At 66.4% G+C, this 15,247-nt stretch carries 17 protein-coding genes; 8 read left to right on the top strand and 9 right to left on the bottom strand.

Annotated elements, in window-relative coordinates; genetic code table 11:
• The first annotated feature begins 154 nt into the window (after window positions 1-154).
• Complete coding sequence (locus VQ042_RS07970; RefSeq protein WP_331817309.1) at window positions 155-1,312, top strand: hypothetical protein; 1,158 nt, start codon at window positions 155-157, stop codon at window positions 1,310-1,312.
• Window positions 1,313-1,358: 46 nt separating this feature from the next.
• Here the strand turns inward: VQ042_RS07970 and VQ042_RS07965 are convergent, their stop codons facing one another.
• The gene (locus tag VQ042_RS07965) at window positions 1,359-2,213 is read right to left on the bottom strand and encodes a lysophospholipid acyltransferase family protein (RefSeq protein ID WP_331817307.1); all 855 of its coding nucleotides are present in this window, start codon (window positions 2,211-2,213) and stop codon (window positions 1,359-1,361) included.
• 106 nt (window positions 2,214-2,319) lie between these two features.
• The gene (thrS, locus tag VQ042_RS07960) at window positions 2,320-4,296 is read right to left on the bottom strand and encodes a threonine--tRNA ligase (RefSeq protein ID WP_331817393.1); all 1,977 of its coding nucleotides are present in this window, start codon (window positions 4,294-4,296) and stop codon (window positions 2,320-2,322) included.
• A 153-nt stretch (window positions 4,297-4,449) separates the two neighbouring features.
• On the opposite strand from thrS, the gene VQ042_RS07955 reads away from it, so the two are divergent.
• On the top strand, window positions 4,450-4,941 hold the full coding sequence (locus VQ042_RS07955; RefSeq protein ID WP_331817305.1) for a LysM peptidoglycan-binding domain-containing protein: 492 nt from the start codon (window positions 4,450-4,452) through the stop codon (window positions 4,939-4,941).
• A gap of 3 nt (window positions 4,942-4,944) precedes the next feature.
• Here the strand turns inward: VQ042_RS07955 and yidD are convergent, their stop codons facing one another.
• Both yidD and VQ042_RS07945 read right to left on the bottom strand, forming a co-directional pair.
• Window positions 4,945-5,352 (bottom strand): membrane protein insertion efficiency factor YidD, encoded by a 408-nt coding sequence (gene yidD, locus VQ042_RS07950; protein ID WP_331817303.1) that lies wholly within the window; start codon window positions 5,350-5,352, stop codon window positions 4,945-4,947.
• A gap of 48 nt (window positions 5,353-5,400) precedes the next feature.
• Entirely contained in the window at window positions 5,401-5,847 is a 447-nt protein-coding gene (locus VQ042_RS07945; protein ID WP_331817301.1) for an iron-sulfur cluster assembly scaffold protein, read from the bottom strand.
• A gap of 260 nt (window positions 5,848-6,107) precedes the next feature.
• On the opposite strand from VQ042_RS07945, the gene folE reads away from it, so the two are divergent.
• The 3 genes from folE (at window position 6,108) to VQ042_RS07930 (ending at window position 8,226) form a co-directional block, all read left to right on the top strand.
• Window positions 6,108-6,731, top strand: a complete 624-nt coding sequence (gene folE / locus VQ042_RS07940; RefSeq protein ID WP_331817391.1) for a GTP cyclohydrolase I FolE — start codon at window positions 6,108-6,110, stop codon at window positions 6,729-6,731.
• The gene (gene hisI, locus VQ042_RS07935) at window positions 6,728-7,171 is read left to right on the top strand and encodes a phosphoribosyl-AMP cyclohydrolase (protein ID WP_331817299.1); all 444 of its coding nucleotides are present in this window, start codon (window positions 6,728-6,730) and stop codon (window positions 7,169-7,171) included. The genes folE and hisI overlap by 4 nt, the downstream gene beginning before the upstream one ends.
• 71 nt (window positions 7,172-7,242) lie before the next feature.
• Complete coding sequence (locus VQ042_RS07930; RefSeq protein ID WP_331817297.1) at window positions 7,243-8,226, top strand: patatin-like phospholipase family protein; 984 nt, start codon at window positions 7,243-7,245, stop codon at window positions 8,224-8,226.
• A 48-nt stretch (window positions 8,227-8,274) separates the two neighbouring features.
• Here VQ042_RS07930 and VQ042_RS07925 read toward each other — a convergent pair whose 3' ends face one another.
• On the bottom strand, window positions 8,275-8,706 hold the full coding sequence (locus VQ042_RS07925) for a CBS domain-containing protein (RefSeq protein WP_331817296.1): 432 nt from the start codon (window positions 8,704-8,706) through the stop codon (window positions 8,275-8,277).
• A 71-nt stretch (window positions 8,707-8,777) separates the two neighbouring features.
• Window positions 8,778-9,524: a rhomboid family intramembrane serine protease gene (locus VQ042_RS07920; RefSeq protein WP_331817295.1), complete on the bottom strand. Its 747-nt coding sequence runs from the start codon at window positions 9,522-9,524 to the stop codon at window positions 8,778-8,780.
• 401 nt (window positions 9,525-9,925) lie between these two features.
• On the opposite strand from VQ042_RS07920, the gene VQ042_RS07915 reads away from it, so the two are divergent.
• From VQ042_RS07915 to VQ042_RS07905, 3 genes are all read left to right on the top strand, one after another.
• A complete protein-coding gene (locus VQ042_RS07915; protein ID WP_331817293.1) occupies window positions 9,926-10,525 on the top strand; it encodes a PilZ domain-containing protein in 600 nt (199 codons plus the stop codon).
• 327 nt (window positions 10,526-10,852) lie between these two features.
• Window positions 10,853-12,082 carry an AI-2E family transporter gene (locus tag VQ042_RS07910; RefSeq protein WP_331817291.1) on the top strand — a complete coding sequence of 410 codons (1,230 nt, stop codon included), beginning with the start codon at window positions 10,853-10,855 and terminating at the stop codon, window positions 12,080-12,082.
• A 44-nt stretch (window positions 12,083-12,126) separates the two neighbouring features.
• Complete coding sequence (locus VQ042_RS07905) at window positions 12,127-12,423, top strand: hypothetical protein (protein WP_331817289.1); 297 nt, start codon at window positions 12,127-12,129, stop codon at window positions 12,421-12,423.
• A 191-nt stretch (window positions 12,424-12,614) separates the two neighbouring features.
• On the opposite strand, the gene VQ042_RS07900 is transcribed toward VQ042_RS07905, so the two are convergent.
• The 3 genes from VQ042_RS07900 to VQ042_RS07890 all read right to left on the bottom strand — a co-directional run bounded on the left by VQ042_RS07900 (window position 12,615) and on the right by VQ042_RS07890 (window position 15,145).
• On the bottom strand, window positions 12,615-12,986 hold the full coding sequence (locus VQ042_RS07900) for a hypothetical protein (RefSeq protein WP_331817287.1): 372 nt from the start codon (window positions 12,984-12,986) through the stop codon (window positions 12,615-12,617).
• Between the two features lie 48 nt (window positions 12,987-13,034).
• Window positions 13,035-13,442 (bottom strand): hypothetical protein, encoded by a 408-nt coding sequence (locus tag VQ042_RS07895; RefSeq protein WP_331817285.1) that lies wholly within the window; start codon window positions 13,440-13,442, stop codon window positions 13,035-13,037.
• A gap of 122 nt (window positions 13,443-13,564) precedes the next feature.
• The gene (locus VQ042_RS07890) at window positions 13,565-15,145 is read right to left on the bottom strand and encodes a bifunctional aminoglycoside phosphotransferase/ATP-binding protein (protein ID WP_331817284.1); all 1,581 of its coding nucleotides are present in this window, start codon (window positions 15,143-15,145) and stop codon (window positions 13,565-13,567) included.
• Window positions 15,146-15,247: the final 102 nt, after the last annotated feature.

Genomic DNA, 15,247 nt, shown 5'->3' with positions numbered 1-15,247 from the left:
CCTCAAGTAATGCGGCCCTCAGCTAGACCCTGGCGCGCGCCAGATCAAACGCCGGTTGTCGGCGATACTCGCGGCGGGCGGCGACGAATCTGTATCGCCTGGACCATCCGCCTTGAATTCGTCCATCATCTGGGGTCATGAGAGGCGGGGTCAGTTGAAAACAGGGGTCTGGTTCGTGGCGGTCGATGCCCGTCTTGTGGCGATCATCAGTGCGGTATTGGTCGCGGCAGGCCCGGGTCTTGCGCAGGACATCCCGATTCCGTCGCTTCTCGACCGCGACAGCGGCGGGCTATTCGGCGAGCCCCGCAAGCCGGGGGCCTATGTCTCGCCCTCGGCCAACGAATTGCTGCCCAATGCCAGCGATGTCGGTGCCTCGCTGAACCGCGGGCTGCAGCGCTTCGACCCGATCGCCCTGCCCGTGCCGCCAGGATCGCCGATAGCGCCGAAGATCGAGCTGCCGGGCCTGCCGGCCTACGCCCCCCAAAACATGCCGAGCCAGGACATCATCCGCTCGCGCGCCACGCTGACGCTGAAGGCGCGGCTGACCGAGGATGGTGATCCGATCCCCAACGGTCTCGTCTGGCGGCTGTTCTCGGCCATCCCGGCGATCGACGGACGGGCGACGCTGATCGCATCGTCCCAGAGCAGCGAGGCGAATTTCGAGGTTCCGGCCGGCTCCTACATCCTGCATGTCGGCTTCGGCCGTGCGGGCGTCGTCAAGCGGATCGATTTCACCGGCGTGAAGACCCAGGAGACGATCACGCTGAATGCCGGCGGCCTGCGGCTCGACGCCATGGTCGGCGATGGCCAGACGATCGATCCGAGCCGCCTGTCCTTCGACGTCTACAGCGACGCCGAGAACGAAAGCGACCGCGCCCTGATCGCCAACGACGTACCTCCCAGCAAGGTGCTGCGACTGAACGCCGGCACCTACCACGTCGTCTCCAGCTACGGCTCGGTGAACGCTTCGGTACGGGCCGAGATCCGTGTCGAACCCGGCAAGGTGACGGACGCCACGCTGCAGCACCGGGCCGCACTGCTGACGATGAAGCTGGTCCGCGAAGCGGGCGGCGAGGCGATCGCGGACACGGCCTGGTCGGTCACGACGGCTTCCGGCGATCCGGTCCGCGAGAGCGTCGGCGCCTTTCCGTCCATGGTGCTGGCGTCCGGCGACTACGTCATCGTGGCCCGCAACAACGACAAGGTCTATCAGCGCGCCTTCGCGGTGGAAGCCGGCAAGAACACGGACGTGGAAGTGCTGACGTCGGATCTGGCGGATACCGCCGACCCGCTGGCCGGTTCGGGCGACTAGGCCGCTGCCGGCAGCGGCGAGCGCTGGGCCGCGACGCCGGGCAATGTCAGGCCGCGATCGGCTCCAGCATGCTGCCACCGGCATGGTCGGGTTGGGACAGCGAGAATACGGCCTGTCGCAGGCGCTCGGTGAGCATCCGACGGTCACAGATCGCCGAGAGTTCCTCGAAGGGAATCACCCGACCGACGGTCAGGTCGATGGTGCCCCCGTAGCGCCGGCGGAACTCGCCGATGAGCAGCCCCACCCGCAGCGTCATCGACCATTTGCTGACGAGATGGAACAGCGGTCCGTTCTGCCCGTCGAAATGGATCGGCAGGACGGCGGCACCGCCGGACTTGATCAGCCGCGCCGTGAACTGCTTCCAGGGAAGATCGTCCGCTTCGCCGAAGATGCGCGGAGCAGTCGCGACGCCGCCGGCGGGAAAGACGACGATCGTCGTGCCTTCGGCCAGGAGCCGGATCGCCTCGACCCGCGTCGCCATGTTGGCCGCCATCGCCTCGCGCGTATCCTCGAAGGAGACCGGCAGGCCGAACACCGCCATTTCCGGGATCTTCATCAGGTCGGCATTGATGAGAATGCGGAACGGACGGCCGATCTGTTCCGCCAGGGCCAGCATCGCGACGCCGTCGCCGATGCCGAAGGGATGGTTGGCCACCATCACCAGCCGCTCGGGCAGCGACGCCGGGTCCGGCAACCGGCCCCGCATGCGCAGCCGGATCCGCATCAGGTCGAGCATCATGGCGAAGGCCGGCGCGTCGCCCGATGCCACGTGCCGCTGCCAGATGCCATAGAGGCGGGCCAGACGGCGGCGGCCGGAGAGTTCCTCCATCGACCGGATGGCGAGACGGCGTACAAGCCTGTCGGAGGGCCTCGCATAGGTCAGATGGGTCGCGCTTCGCATCGGCAGGGGCCATGAACCGTTTTCCCGTCCATAGCCGCCGATCGATGACGCGCCGATGACAGAAACGGGCCGCGGCGTCTTGTCCGCGACCCGTTGCAATCCTGTCTCAGGCGGCTGCGCGCCGGGCCTGCTGGCGCCGCTTGAGGTCCGGCGGCACCGCCTCGTCGGCGAGCGCGGCGACAGCCGCGTCCAGGGCCATGGGCGTCTGGTCGCGGGCGCCGAGACGGCGGATGTTGACGGTCCGCTCCTCGGCCTCGCGCTTGCCGCAGACCATGATCACCGGCACCTTGGCCATGGAGTGCTCGCGGACCTTGTAGTTGATCTTCTCGTTGCGAAGATCGGTCTCGACCTGCAGCCCGGCCTGCCGCAGTTCCTCGGCGACGGCGATGGCGTAGTCGTCGGCCTCCGAGGTGATCGTCGCGACGACCACCTGCAGCGGCGACAGCCACAGCGGCAGGTGCCCGGCGCAATTCTCGATCAGGATTCCGATGAAGCGCTCTACCGAGCCCAGCATCGCCCGATGCAGCATCACCGGCGTCTTCTTTTCCGAATCGCGGTCGATGTAGAAGGCGCCGAAGCGGCCCGGCAGGTTGAAGTCCACCTGGTTGGTGCCGACCTGCCATTGCCGGCCGATCGCGTCGCGCAGGGTGTATTCGTATTTCGGGCCGTAGAACGCGCCGTCGCCCTCGGCGATCGCCGTGGTGATATGGCCCTTGCCCTGCTCCTCGATGATGGCCAGGACGTCGCGCATCGACGCTTCCGCCTTGTCCCAGAGCTCATCCGATCCGACGCGCTTCTCGGGCCGGGTGGAGAGCTTCACCAGCACGTCCTCGAAGCCGAAATCGCGATAGATCGACAGGATCAGCTCGTTGATCTTCAGGCTCTCGGCCGTGATCTGCTCCTCGGTGCAGAAGACGTGGGCGTCGTCCTGCGTGAAGGCGCGCACGCGCATCAGCCCGTGCAGCGCGCCCGACGGCTCGTAGCGATGCACGGCGCCGAACTCGGCAATCTTCAGCGGCAGGTCGCGGTAGCTCTTCAGCCCGTGCTTGAAGATCTGCACGTGGCCCGGGCAGTTCATCGGCTTCAACGCGAAGACCCGCTCGTCCTCCGTCTCGGTGACGAACATGTCCTCGTGGTATTTCTCCCAGTGCCCGGACGTCTCCCAGAGTGAGCGCTCCAGAAGCTGCGGTGCATTCACCTCCTGGTAGCCCTCGGCATCCTGGCGTCGGCGCACATAGGAGACAAGCGTCTGGTAGAGGCGCCAGCCCTTGGGATGCCAGAACACCGTGCCCGGCGCGTCCTCCTGGAAATGGAACAGGTCCATCTCGCGGCCGAGCCGGCGATGGTCGCGCTTCTCGGCCTCCTCCAGCATGTGGAGATAGGCCTTGAGCTGGTCCTGTGTCGCCCAGGCCGTGCCGTAGATGCGCGTCAGCATCGGATTGCTGGAATCGCCGCGCCAATAGGCGCCGGCCACCTTCATCAGCTTGAAGGCGTCGCCGATCTGGCCGGTCGCGGCCATGTGCGGCCCGCGGCACAGATCGAACCAGTCGCCCTGGCTGTAGATCTTCAGGTCCTGGCCTTCCGGGATCGCGTCGACGAGCTCGACCTTGTAGGCCTCGCCCTTCTCGCCAAAGACGGACTTGGCCTTGTCGCGCGACCACACCTCCTTGGTGAAAGGCGCGTTGCGACGGATGATCTCCGTCATCTTCTTCTCGATGACCGGCAGATCGTCGGGCGTGAAGGGGGCGTCGCGGGCGAAGTCGTAGAAGAAGCCGTTCTCGATCACCGGGCCGATCGTGACCTGGGTGCCCGGCCACAATTCCTGCACCGCCTCGGCCATGACATGGGCGGCGTCGTGGCGGATCAGTTCCAGCGCACGCGGATCGTCGCGGGTGATGATCTCGATCGCGCCGGCGCGCCCGATCGGATCGGACAGGTCGCGCACCTCGCCATCGAGCGAATAGGCGACGGACTTCTTGACGAGCGACTTGGAAATGCCGGCGGCGATGTCGCGGCCGCTGGTCGCAGCGTCGTATTCGCGCACGGATCCATCGGGGAAGGACAGGGAAACGGCGTTCGCCATCATGTATCTCTTTCTTTCCAGTCCCGCCTACGGTCGCGGGTGGTTGTTGTGACCGGCATGGGCCGGCCGAACGTGAGCAGTCGGGTCCGATTGCTTGCGGAGTTCGGCCGGGATATATTTGGATGCGGCGTTCCGATGCAAGGAGCCAGTTCGATGAACATCGAAATCTTGCAGCCGAAGCCTTTCGACCTTGTCGGAAACCGTATCCTGATCGCGGGCAATGCGGTTGGCTTCGAAGGCCATCTGTCGATCCTCATCGGCGAGGGTCATGACGAAGTCTCCGCCTCCGCCTCCGCCGGCTCGACATCCATCCGGCAGTTCCAGGCCGCGGTCGACATTCCCGACGGCACGGCCTTCACCCTGAACCGGCTGTTCGTCACCGTGTCCGACGACAGCGGCGGCGAAGACGGCATCCCCGCGCCCACGGTCACGGTGCCGGTGCTCTACGGGCCGCTGATCCTGCCAGGCTACAGCGGGTTCTGGCAGCATGTGGTCACCACCGGCGACACACTCTCCAAACTGGCACTGCGCTATTACGACGATGCCGGCGCGTTTCTGGTGATCCACCAGGCGAACCAGCATATCGTCGCCAACCCGAGCCTGATCTTTCCCGGCCAGGTGCTGCGGATCCCGCGCGACTTCTGAGCGTCAGCGGGGTCCGGGCGCGCTCTGTCCTGCAGGTAAATCGCCCGCCCGCAGCAGCCGCCAGGGCGTCCACCAGCGATGGGCGGCCGGCAGCGTCGGCGGGACGTTGTCGATCCCGCTCGTGCCGAACGGCCCGCAGCGCCCGATGCGGAACAGGGAGAGCCAGCCGCCACTCCACAGGCCATGGCGAGCGAGCGCCTCAAAGGCGTATTCCGAGCAGGTCGGCAGGTGCCGGCAATGGCTGCCGATCAGCGGCGACAGCGTCAGCTGATAGCTGCGCACCAGCCCGATGCCCAGAAGCCGCCCGGGGCTCCGCCTCCAGGGCGCGGAATAGTTGCGCCCCGCTGGCTCGTCCGGGACCGAAGGAGGCGCGATGGTGTCCCTGTCGCCACGAGGCTGGCCGTCGCACATGACGCTACCGCCCTGCTTGTGCGCGGGCGTATGCCCGTCGCGCGACGATCACGCCGCGGCGCTCTTTGCGCGGGCGGCGATCTGGTCGAGCGCATCGACCACGGCGTCGAAGGTCAGCATGGTCGAGGCATGGCGCGCCTTGTATTCACGCACCGGCTCGAGAAATCTCAGATCGGCGAAGCGGCCTTCCGGCGGCGCACCGTTCTCCTTGAGCATCCGCCGCATCGTCTCGCGCGTCGCCCGCAACTCGTTGGGCGTGGCGCCGACGACATGGCTCGCCATCACCGACGACGCGGCCTGGCCCAGGGCACAGGCCTTCACCTCGTGGGCGAAGTCCGCCACGACACCGTCCGCCAACTTCAGATCGATCGTCACGGTCGAGCCGCAGAGCTTGGAATGGGCCGTCGCGCTGGCATCCGGTTCCTCCAGCCGCCCGACCCGGGGGATGTTTCCGGCCAGTTCCAGTATCCGCGCGTTGTAGACGTCGTCGATCACATGCACACCAATCCATCGCGCAAACGCCGATGGCCCTGTCAATTCGTTCGCTCGGAAATTATATAGGACGCGTGGCACCGGTTCGAAAGTCGCCCGTTGCGGTCGGCTGCAACGCAAGCGGTCCTGACAGGCTACCGAAGATAGAGATGAGCGTGACGAAGATTTCCCTTGCGGGCCGGGCGGGCCGTCCGGCCAAGAACCCCGACCATCACTCGCAGTGGATCGCCGCGCGCATTCCCACGGCACCGGAGCGCAACGACATGGAATCCGTCGTCAAGAAATTCCCCGAAGCAGCGGACGACCGCGAGTCCGACCGGCCGAGCCGGGCCGAGGCCGAGGCTGCGGTCGCGACGTTGCTGCGCTGGATCGGCGAGGATCCGACGCGCGAAGGCCTGCTGGAGACCCCTTCCCGCGTGGTGAAGGCCTATGAGGAGCTGTTCGGCGGCTACCGGCTCGAGGCCGGCGACGTTCTCGGCCGGACCTTCCAGGACGTCTCGGGCTATGACGACATGGTGCTCGTCCGCGACATCGACTTCCACTCCCACTGCGAGCACCACATGGTGCCGATCATCGGCAAGGCGCATGTCGCCTATGTGCCGGACGGCCGCGTGCTGGGCCTGTCGAAGATCGCCCGCGTCGTCGACATCTATGGCCGCAGGCTCCAGACGCAGGAATCGATGACTGCGCAGATCGCCTCGGCGATCGCCGGCATGCTGGTGCCCAAGGGCATCGCCGTGATGATCGAGGCCGAGCACATGTGCATGTCCATGCGCGGCATCCGGTCCAAGGGATCGATGACCATCACCTCCGCCTTCCAGGGTGTTTTCGCCGAGGACGGCGAGCTGAAGACCCGCTTTCTCGCCCAGGCCAGCAGCCGCAAGTGACATCTGACGCCTCACCCGCATCGCCGTTCGCCGCCCCTTCCCCGGACCGCCAGGAGCAGGAAGAGGGCATGGTCCTGCGCCCGCGCTTCGACGCGGCCGGCCTGGTGACCGCCGTCGTGACGGATGCGGCGTCCGGCGATCTCCTGATGGTCGCGCACATGAACGCCGACGCGCTGGACCGCACCCTGGCAACGGGAATCGCCCATTACTGGTCGCGCTCGCGGCAGTCGTTGTGGAAGAAGGGCGAGACCTCCGGCGCGCTGCAGAGCGTCACGGATGTGCGCATCGACTGCGATCAGGACGCGGTCTGGCTCAAGGTCTCCGTGGCCAAGCCCGAGGACACCTGCCACACAGGCCGCGACACCTGTTTCTACCGCCGCGTCTCCGCCGACGGACGCGGGCTCGACGCCTTGTCGATCGGAGATTCCGTCGCCAGCTAAGCTTAAGCAGTTGATCAAACTATAGGCGCATCATGACCCATTGATCGTGATGACCAGCCGGAGCGACGCAGATGCTCGATCGGGTATTCAACCGGCGGGACGGACCTGTGACAGAGGCGCCCCCGCCCCGTCAGGCAGCCGGCCGCAAGCAGCCCGGCATCGCATTGGCACTGGGTGGCGGCGCGGCGCGCGGCTGGGCCCATATCGGCGTCCTGCGTGCCTTCGACGAAGCGGGCCTGCCGATCTCGATGATCGCCGGAACCTCGATCGGCGCGCTTGTCGGGGGCTGCTATCTCGCCGGCAAACTGGATGAACTCGAAGCCTTCGCGCTGTCACTCACGCGGCGCGGCCTGATCCGCTTTCTCGACTTCCGCTTCGGTGCCGGCGGGCTGATCGGCGGCATGCGCCTCAGCCGGCGCCTGTCCGAAGCCCTGTCCGATCTGCGAATCGAAGACCTCGACCGGCCACTGGTCTGCGTGGCGACCGAAGCACGCAGCGGTCATGAGGTATGGATCGATTCCGGCTCGCTCGTGCTGGCCATGCGCGCCTCCTATGCCCTGCCCGGCGTGTTCGAGCCGCTGGAGTGCGGCGGCCGCAGCCTGATGGACGGCGCGCTTGTCAATCCGGTTCCGGTCAGCGTATGCCGCGTCTACGAGGAACGCTTCGTCGTGGCGGTCAATCTGCACTACGACCTGTTCGGACGCGCCGCGGTGATGCGCATGCGGGCCGACCCGGCGAGCATCCCGGCCCAAGGTCTCGATCTGGCCGACGGCACGCGTGGCGAACCTCCCCTCGACGATCTGGCCCAGCGGCGCGAGAAGCTCGGGATGGCCCGGTCCATGGTCGATGCCTTCAACATCATTCAGGATCGCATCTCGCGCGCACGCCTGGCCGGCGACCCGCCGGACCTGTCGCTACAACCGCGGGTGCGCGACATCGGCCTGTCGGAATTCTACCGGGCCCGCGAAGCCATCGACCACGGCTACGAGGCGACGATCAGCCGGATCGCCGAAATCCGCCGCATGACCGAGCTGGCGGCGGACGCGACGCGCTAGCGGGCTCCTGCCCGAGCGCCGAGCCCAAGGCGGGCCCCAGACGCAAACTCAACCTGCAGCGATGTACTCGCGCATCTGCAGGGCTTCGCGCTCCACCTCCTCGATGCGTTGCTTGACCACGTCGCCGATCGAGATGATGCCGATGAGGCGACCGTTCTGGCAGACCGGCAGGTGCCGGAACCGGCCGGTGGTCATCATCTCCATGGCTTCGTTCACGGTGGTGTCTTCGGTGCAGGTCCGTACATTCGCGGTCATCATCTGTCCGATGCTCTCGGACAGGGCGCTGACGCCAATGGTCCCGAGAACCCGCACCACATCGCGCTCCGAAACGATTCCTGCGACACCGTCGGCATCGTCGGTCAGAACGATCGCGCCGATCCGCCGCCCAGCCAGGACCTGCATCGCCTCCTCCAGCGTCGCCTCCGGCTTCAGGGTGATGACGTTCCGTCCCTTGGCTTCCAGTATGTCACGCACGTTCATGGCCGCTCCTCCCGCTGACATGCCCAAAGGAATGGTGTGCCACTCCGAGGCCGACGGCAAGAGGCCGTGGCTCAGGGCCGGACCGGCCGGGACAGCGGGTCGAACAGGCGGAAGAGCAGGAACCCGAAGGCGAAGCCGCCCAGATGGGCCTCCCATGCGACGGCGCCGCCGCCCATTCCGCCGGCAACGCCGCTGCCGATCAGGAGATTGGTTCCGAAGAACACGGCGATGAAGATCAGGACCGTGCGGTTCGCCAGCGATTCGCCGATCGACACGAGCGGCAGATCCGGTCGGCCCGGCGCCAGCGACATCCGCCCGCCGAAGGCAAAGCGGCAGGCGCCGCCCATCAGCGCGGAGACGACGCCCGACGCCCCGATCACCGGAACGATCAGCGCCGGGTTGAGGATGTAGAAGGCCGCGGCCCCGGCGATCGCGCCGGCGGTACAGAACGCCAGGAACCGGGCGACCCCAATACGCCGGGCCACGGGTGTGCCGAAAGCGAGCAGCCAGACCGCATTCGCGCCGAAATGGGTCCAGTCGCCGTGCAGGAAGGCATAGCTCAGCGGGCTCCACAGGTCAGCCCCGGGGGTGCGAAAACCGCAGACGGGGTCGCCGGCGCTGTAACATCCGGGAATGAAGGCGAGGTCGAGCAGCGCCTGCGCCGCCGCGACCGGTCCGAGGAGGTAGGCACGGACCACATGCACGAGCGCGAAAACCGCGATCAGGACGAGAATGATTCCCGGGACGTTGAAGGCCGGCGGATGCGTCCGCGGCACCGCACCCTCGACATGTGGCTCACCGTTCTCTTCTGGTCTCACGCGTGTCGCTCCCCGTCGGTCCGGCGCTGCATCGGGCGGATGCCGGGCAATACTCGCCCTCGATCCGCATGGTGCCTGGTCCGCAGATGGGGCAGGTTTGCCAGATGACAGCGCTACGCTGGCAGCCCGCCACGAAAAAACCGCCCCGCTTGGCGCGGGGCGGTCTGAAATCTGGTTGCCGTGACTGGAGGGCCAGGAACCTGAGGTCGGACCTGTCGAACAGGACCGGGTTTGTCCTGACCATTGCTATCCCTCTCTTGGCGCGCCGGCAAATCCATTCGTCCGGCACGGTTAATGTCGTGCAGCTTTTCCGGGCATGTCTTACCCTTCGTTAAGCTTCCCGGGATAAGAGGGATATGTTGCGGAAATTCCCGCCGACGCCCCGAGAAATGGTCGTAGCGATGTCAGCCATAGCCCAGGCGCCCCGTTCGCAGCCCTCCGAACCCGGCAGCTTCAGCCGCGTCAGGATCGACCTGCTCGGCCGTTTCATGCGCGAGGACCGGACGGAATTTCCCTGCCGCGCGGAAAACATGTCACCTGGGGACGTCTCGGTCACGGCTTCCGTGGTGCCCACCGAGAACGAGCGGATCATCGTCTACATCGATCATATCGGCCGTCTGGAAGGCCTCGTCTCTCGGGTGTTCGAAGGCGGTTTCGACCTGGCCTTCCAGTCGACGGCGCGCAAGCGCGACAAGCTGGCGGCGCAGCTCACCTGGTTCGCCAACCGCCACGAACTGGCGCTTCCGGAAGATCGTCGGCACGAGCGCAACGCGCCGGAAAATCCGTTCGTCGACATGGTGCTGGACGACGGCCGCCGCTATCCGGCGCAGATCATCGACCTGTCGCTTTCCGGCGCTGCGGTGACCAGCAGCATACGCCCGGCAGTCGGTTCGCGAATTACCCTCGGCTCGACCACGGGCCGAATCGTGCGGCACATCGAAGACGGTTTTGCCGTCGAGTTCAGCACCGAGCGGCCGAAGCACGCCCCCAACATCATCTAGCACCGGCCCCATTCCTGCCGAGGACGACCACGTTCGCCGCGGCATGAGATCGGCCGGTCGCGTCTGCTGTGCAGGCACCGTCGCCGCGTCTTGGCGCACGGCCACTGGGAGCCTCTGGTTCCGAACGTCCCCTGCCCCCAATCCACGCAGAAATCCGCGCCGATCTGCATTGAACCCAGAAGCGCCTGTCATGAGACGGGCGTCGGATGGCTCAGAGCGATGGAACACTCCGCGCGCCGCGCCATTGGGTTCTTGGCGGCGCTCACACGGCCGTGAGGCGATTCTGCCCGGCATCGCTCGCCGCACGACAATGCGACAGGAGACAGCATGGCCGGGCCCGATCCCATATCCCCGCGTTCAGACAACACGCAGGATGCGCCGGTCGAGGCATCGCGCATGCCCCCGCAGAAGGTCGTCATCGCACTGCTGTCCGTGATCGCGGTGATCCTCGTCTTCTGGGCGCTGCGCGCGATGACCTCCGTCGTCGTGCCCTTCATCTTTTCGATTCTCGTCGCACTCGTCGTGTCGCCGGTCGACAGCATGGTGAAGAAGAGCCTGCCGAGCCGATTCGGCTGGCTCGGCCATGTCGCAGCGATGGGAGCGATCATCGTGATCCTGCTGGTCTTTCTCGCTGGAATCTGGTTGTCGGCGCAGCGCATCGCCGACGCGTTTCCCCAGGTCTCACAGGAGATCCAGTCGCTCGCTCCGATGATCGGCGACGAGAGCTCGTCCGGCGACGCAGCGGATTCGGCCAACCAGGAGGAGACCAGCGGCGACGCGGCCACCTCGGATTCATCGTCCGGCAGTTCCGACATGTTCTCCAGTGTCACCGACCAGATCCGCGGGGCCAGCGGGCAGCTCGGCAGCACCGTCGCCGAATATGCCTCGAACTATGCCAGTTCCATCCTCAGCTCGGCCGGAAGCGTTCTGGCCGCGATGATCCTGATCTTCTTCTTCACGCTCCTGATGCTGATCGAGTCGCCTAACTGGCGCGAGAAGGTGTCCGCCGTCGTCGATCCGGAGCAGCGTTCCCGGGTCTTCGAATCGCTTGACGTGATCGCCCGGCAGTTGCGGCGCTACCTTCTGATCCGCGTCGTGCTCGGAGTGCTCACCGGCGCCCTCTACGCGGCCTGGCTTGCGATCTTCGGCGTGGATCTCCTGATCGTCTGGGCGATCCTGGCATTCCTGCTGAATTTCGTCCCGACCGTCGGCTCGCTCGTCGCCGGGATCCTGCCGATCATCTACGTTTATGTGCAGCAGGGTTTCCAGACCGCGCTTATCGCCGGGATCGGGATACTCGTGATCGAACAGATCATGGGCAACTACATCGATCCGAGGGTTCAAGGAAAACAGTTGTCCGTGTCGCCACTGGTGATCCTGCTGGTGCTGCTGCTGTGGGGCTGGGTCTGGGGCGTCGCCGGGGCGCTTCTGGCGGTCCCGGTGACCATCGGCATCATCGTGACCTTCGCGCATCTTCCGCGGCTGCGCCCCATTGCACTGTTCCTCAGCGACGAAAGCAGCATGGCGGACCTCGACCGTTTCGCGAGCGGAAAATGATGGGTCTGCGCGGCTGACACATCCCTGTCAGAGAAGGCTGGCATTTGTCCCGCAATGACACATATCAAACCGCGGCGGCGCAGGACGCGCTATGCTGCCGCAGGATCTTTCGTGAAAGGACTTTCGCGATGAACATGCATCGTCAGCCTCAGGACGCTTCCGCCGGCCGCGTCGGGTCGGCCACCGATATCGCGTCGGGCCACAATCGCTGGCTCAATGGATGGAAAGGCGAACCCGGACTCGCCGAAATTCTCGACGATCCGATCGTCCAGATCCTGATGTCGCACGATCGCGTGAGCCGCGAGGAGATCGAGACGATCGCCTCCCGCCACGCCGCATAGGGTTGGCAGCGAGCCGGACGTCCGCACATCGCGGCAAGGCCAGACTCCGACAATCGAACCACGCAGAAGCACAACAAAAAGCCGTCGTCCTGCAACGCAGAACGGCGGCTTTTTACTCACGTGATGTCGGGGCCGTATGGCGCTTCCGCTTCGGCCAGTTGTATCGGTTGGTTCTCAGCTGCCGCGATCGGTCAGGCGGCCTTGCCATCCGGCTGGATCCAGGCAGTAACGAGAGGTTCGGTTACCTCGTCTACCACGGCCGCCTCGATCTTCGGCAGATCCTTGTCGATCCGCGCGTAGTCGGCCATGGCGGTCGCCAGCCAGTCGAACGGGGCGTTCATCGCCTCGCCCGGCCCAGACGTGGCGAGCGCGCGCATCGTCCTGCTGTCGGCAAGCAGTCGCCTGCCGCAGAAGTCCAGCATCTCGGCCGTCAGCCGCGCGCTTCCCTGTGCCGCGTTCACGCCGACCGCCATCGTCGCATGCCAGGCCTGCATCTGCAGGAACAGGATCTCCGTCGGCGCCAGCCAGGCGATCCCGTCATTTGTCGCGTGCGTGGCTGCCATCTCGTCTCTCCTCCCATTGGTGACCGGTAAAGCGGCGGCGCGGCCGCCTCAGAGCGGTCCGACTTTCTTGACCTGGTAGGTATGGGTGTCGCCGCCCCGTCGGATCGAGACATATTCGCCCGGGACGAAGCGCTCCTGGTCGAAATGAAAGCCGATCTCGTCGTCAGCCGGGCCTTCCTGATAGTCGAAATACCAGGTTCCGCCGGGTTTGCGCCGCAGGCGACCGATCAGGTCTGTCTGGCCTTCCTGAAAGTGGCGAACGCGACAGGCGGCCTGGTGGGGCTTCCATTCGGCCGGATCGATGCGGCCCTCCGTGTCGAGGGGCACGAGGATGTCGTAGCCGTAGCGGCTGTCGCCGTCCGGATGCCCCTTCTCGCGTGCGAGTTCCAGTCGGACATGCCGGAACGACGGCGGAAAGCTCTGCGGGGTCGATGCGGCGTGGGTCTCGGTGCTCATGGGGTGCTCCTTCGATTTAACGATTCTACCGGCATTGCGCGCGCGCTCCTTGATCCCGATCAAACCGGCACAGCGGCTCTTCAAGCCGCGAGTCTACTCGACGGTTCCGGCAGGTGGCCGCTCTACCCCAGCCCACTGTCGTCCGGGGGCGGGTTTTCCTGCTTTCCCTTCTGATGCACCCGCGCGTCCACCACGTTGCGCGCGGCCTGCGCGACCGCAGATGGCTCCCCCTCGCCGTCGATCCTCTCCCAATCGATCGTGCCGGGATCGCGGTTCAGTTGACGCTGCACGATTTCGGTGGTGGCATCGGACGGATCGCCGCGGCGCGCGGCGACCCGGCGCAACATCTCTGCGGACCCGACGTCGAGCCAGAGCCCCTGGAAGCCGACATTGGCCGGTCGCGCTGCCGCCGCGATGCGGACGCGGTCGGCCGGTCGCTCGAAGGTCGCGTCGGCGACGACACCGTGGCCCAGTCGCAGGATCCGGACAGCGCCCTCCGCCATCTCGCCATAGACGCGTTCCGACATCGCCGCCGTATAGGCCTCCGTGCCCAGCCGCGTTTCGGGCGCGACTCCGCACAGGCGCTTGCGGATGCGGTCGCTGGAGAGATTGCGTGCGCCCGGCGGCGGGCCGATCCGGGGTGCCAGTCCCGCCGCGACCGTCGACTTGCCCGAGCCCGAAAGCCCGCCCACGGCCACCAGGCTTGTTGGCCGCGGCTCCAGCAGGTTGCGCGCCAGCGCGAAGTAGCTGCGCGCTTCCTCGCGCAGCCCCGCCGCGTTCGCGCCCGCATCCGGAAGCTGTGTCGCGGCGACATGGGCCCGGACCGCCGCCCGCACGGCCATGAAGAAGGGCATTGCCGGCAGGCCGCTATCGTCACCGGTCACGTCGAGGTAGCGGTTGAGCACGAGATTGGCGAATTCCTCCAGCCCCCGATGCCAGAGATCCATCAGCAGGAAGGCGAGATCGTAGAGGATGTCGGTCGTGCCCAGTTCCTCGTCGAATTCCAGGCAGTCGAACAGCACCGGCTCGCCATCCACGGTGCAGATGTTGCGAAGGTGCAGGTCGCCATGGCAGCGGCGCACACGGCCTGCCGCGGCCCGGTCGTCCAGGAGCGGCGAGAGACGGGCGAGTTCCTGTCGAAAGCGATCGTTGAAGCCGGCCGTCTCCTCTGCGCCAAACAGGTTGGTCGCCTGAAAAGCGGCCTCGTTGATGTCGAGAACTGCCGCCATCCGGGCCGCGCCGTCCGGCGCGTCGCAGGGAGGAACCGCCGCGTGGAAGGCCGCGATGTTGCGTGCCAGCCGGTCCATCAGCCGGGCGGTGAGCGTCCCTTCCATGGCGCGCCGGTCGAGCAGCCCGTCCGCCTCGAAGCGGCGCATCTCGACCACCGCATCCACGAGGTCCCCGGCCCCGTCGAGCACCAGCCCCCCGTCCGGCTCGCGGGTAACCCTGCGGACGGCGCGATAGAGCTGCGGGGCCGTTCGCCGGTTGAGTTCGAGTTCGCGCTCGCAGGCAGCAAGCCGCAACCCGGGCGTCGAGAAATCGACATAAGTCAGCCTGACCGGTCGCTTCAACTTGATGGCGGTGTCCCCGCCGATCAGCACGATCGAGATATGCGTCGTGACGGTTTCGATCCGGTCGGCAGCGACCGCGCCGAAGAACCAGGCCTTGAGGCACTCCAGAACCGCGTCGCTCGCTTCCTGCATGACGCCTCGCCTCGCTGGCGGCCGGCACGGCCGCTTGCCCTGTCCTATCCGCCGCACACTTCGCTCCGCCTTGATCGGCGTCAAGGCGCCTGGGCCCGCGGC

Origin of the sequence: Aurantimonas sp. A2-1-M11 (assembly GCF_036549475.1) — a bacterium.
Classification (GTDB): domain Bacteria; phylum Pseudomonadota; class Alphaproteobacteria; order Rhizobiales; family Rhizobiaceae; genus Aurantimonas.
The sequence above is the reverse complement of the archived record's forward strand: the minus strand, read 5'-3'. Positions and strand labels throughout refer to the sequence as shown.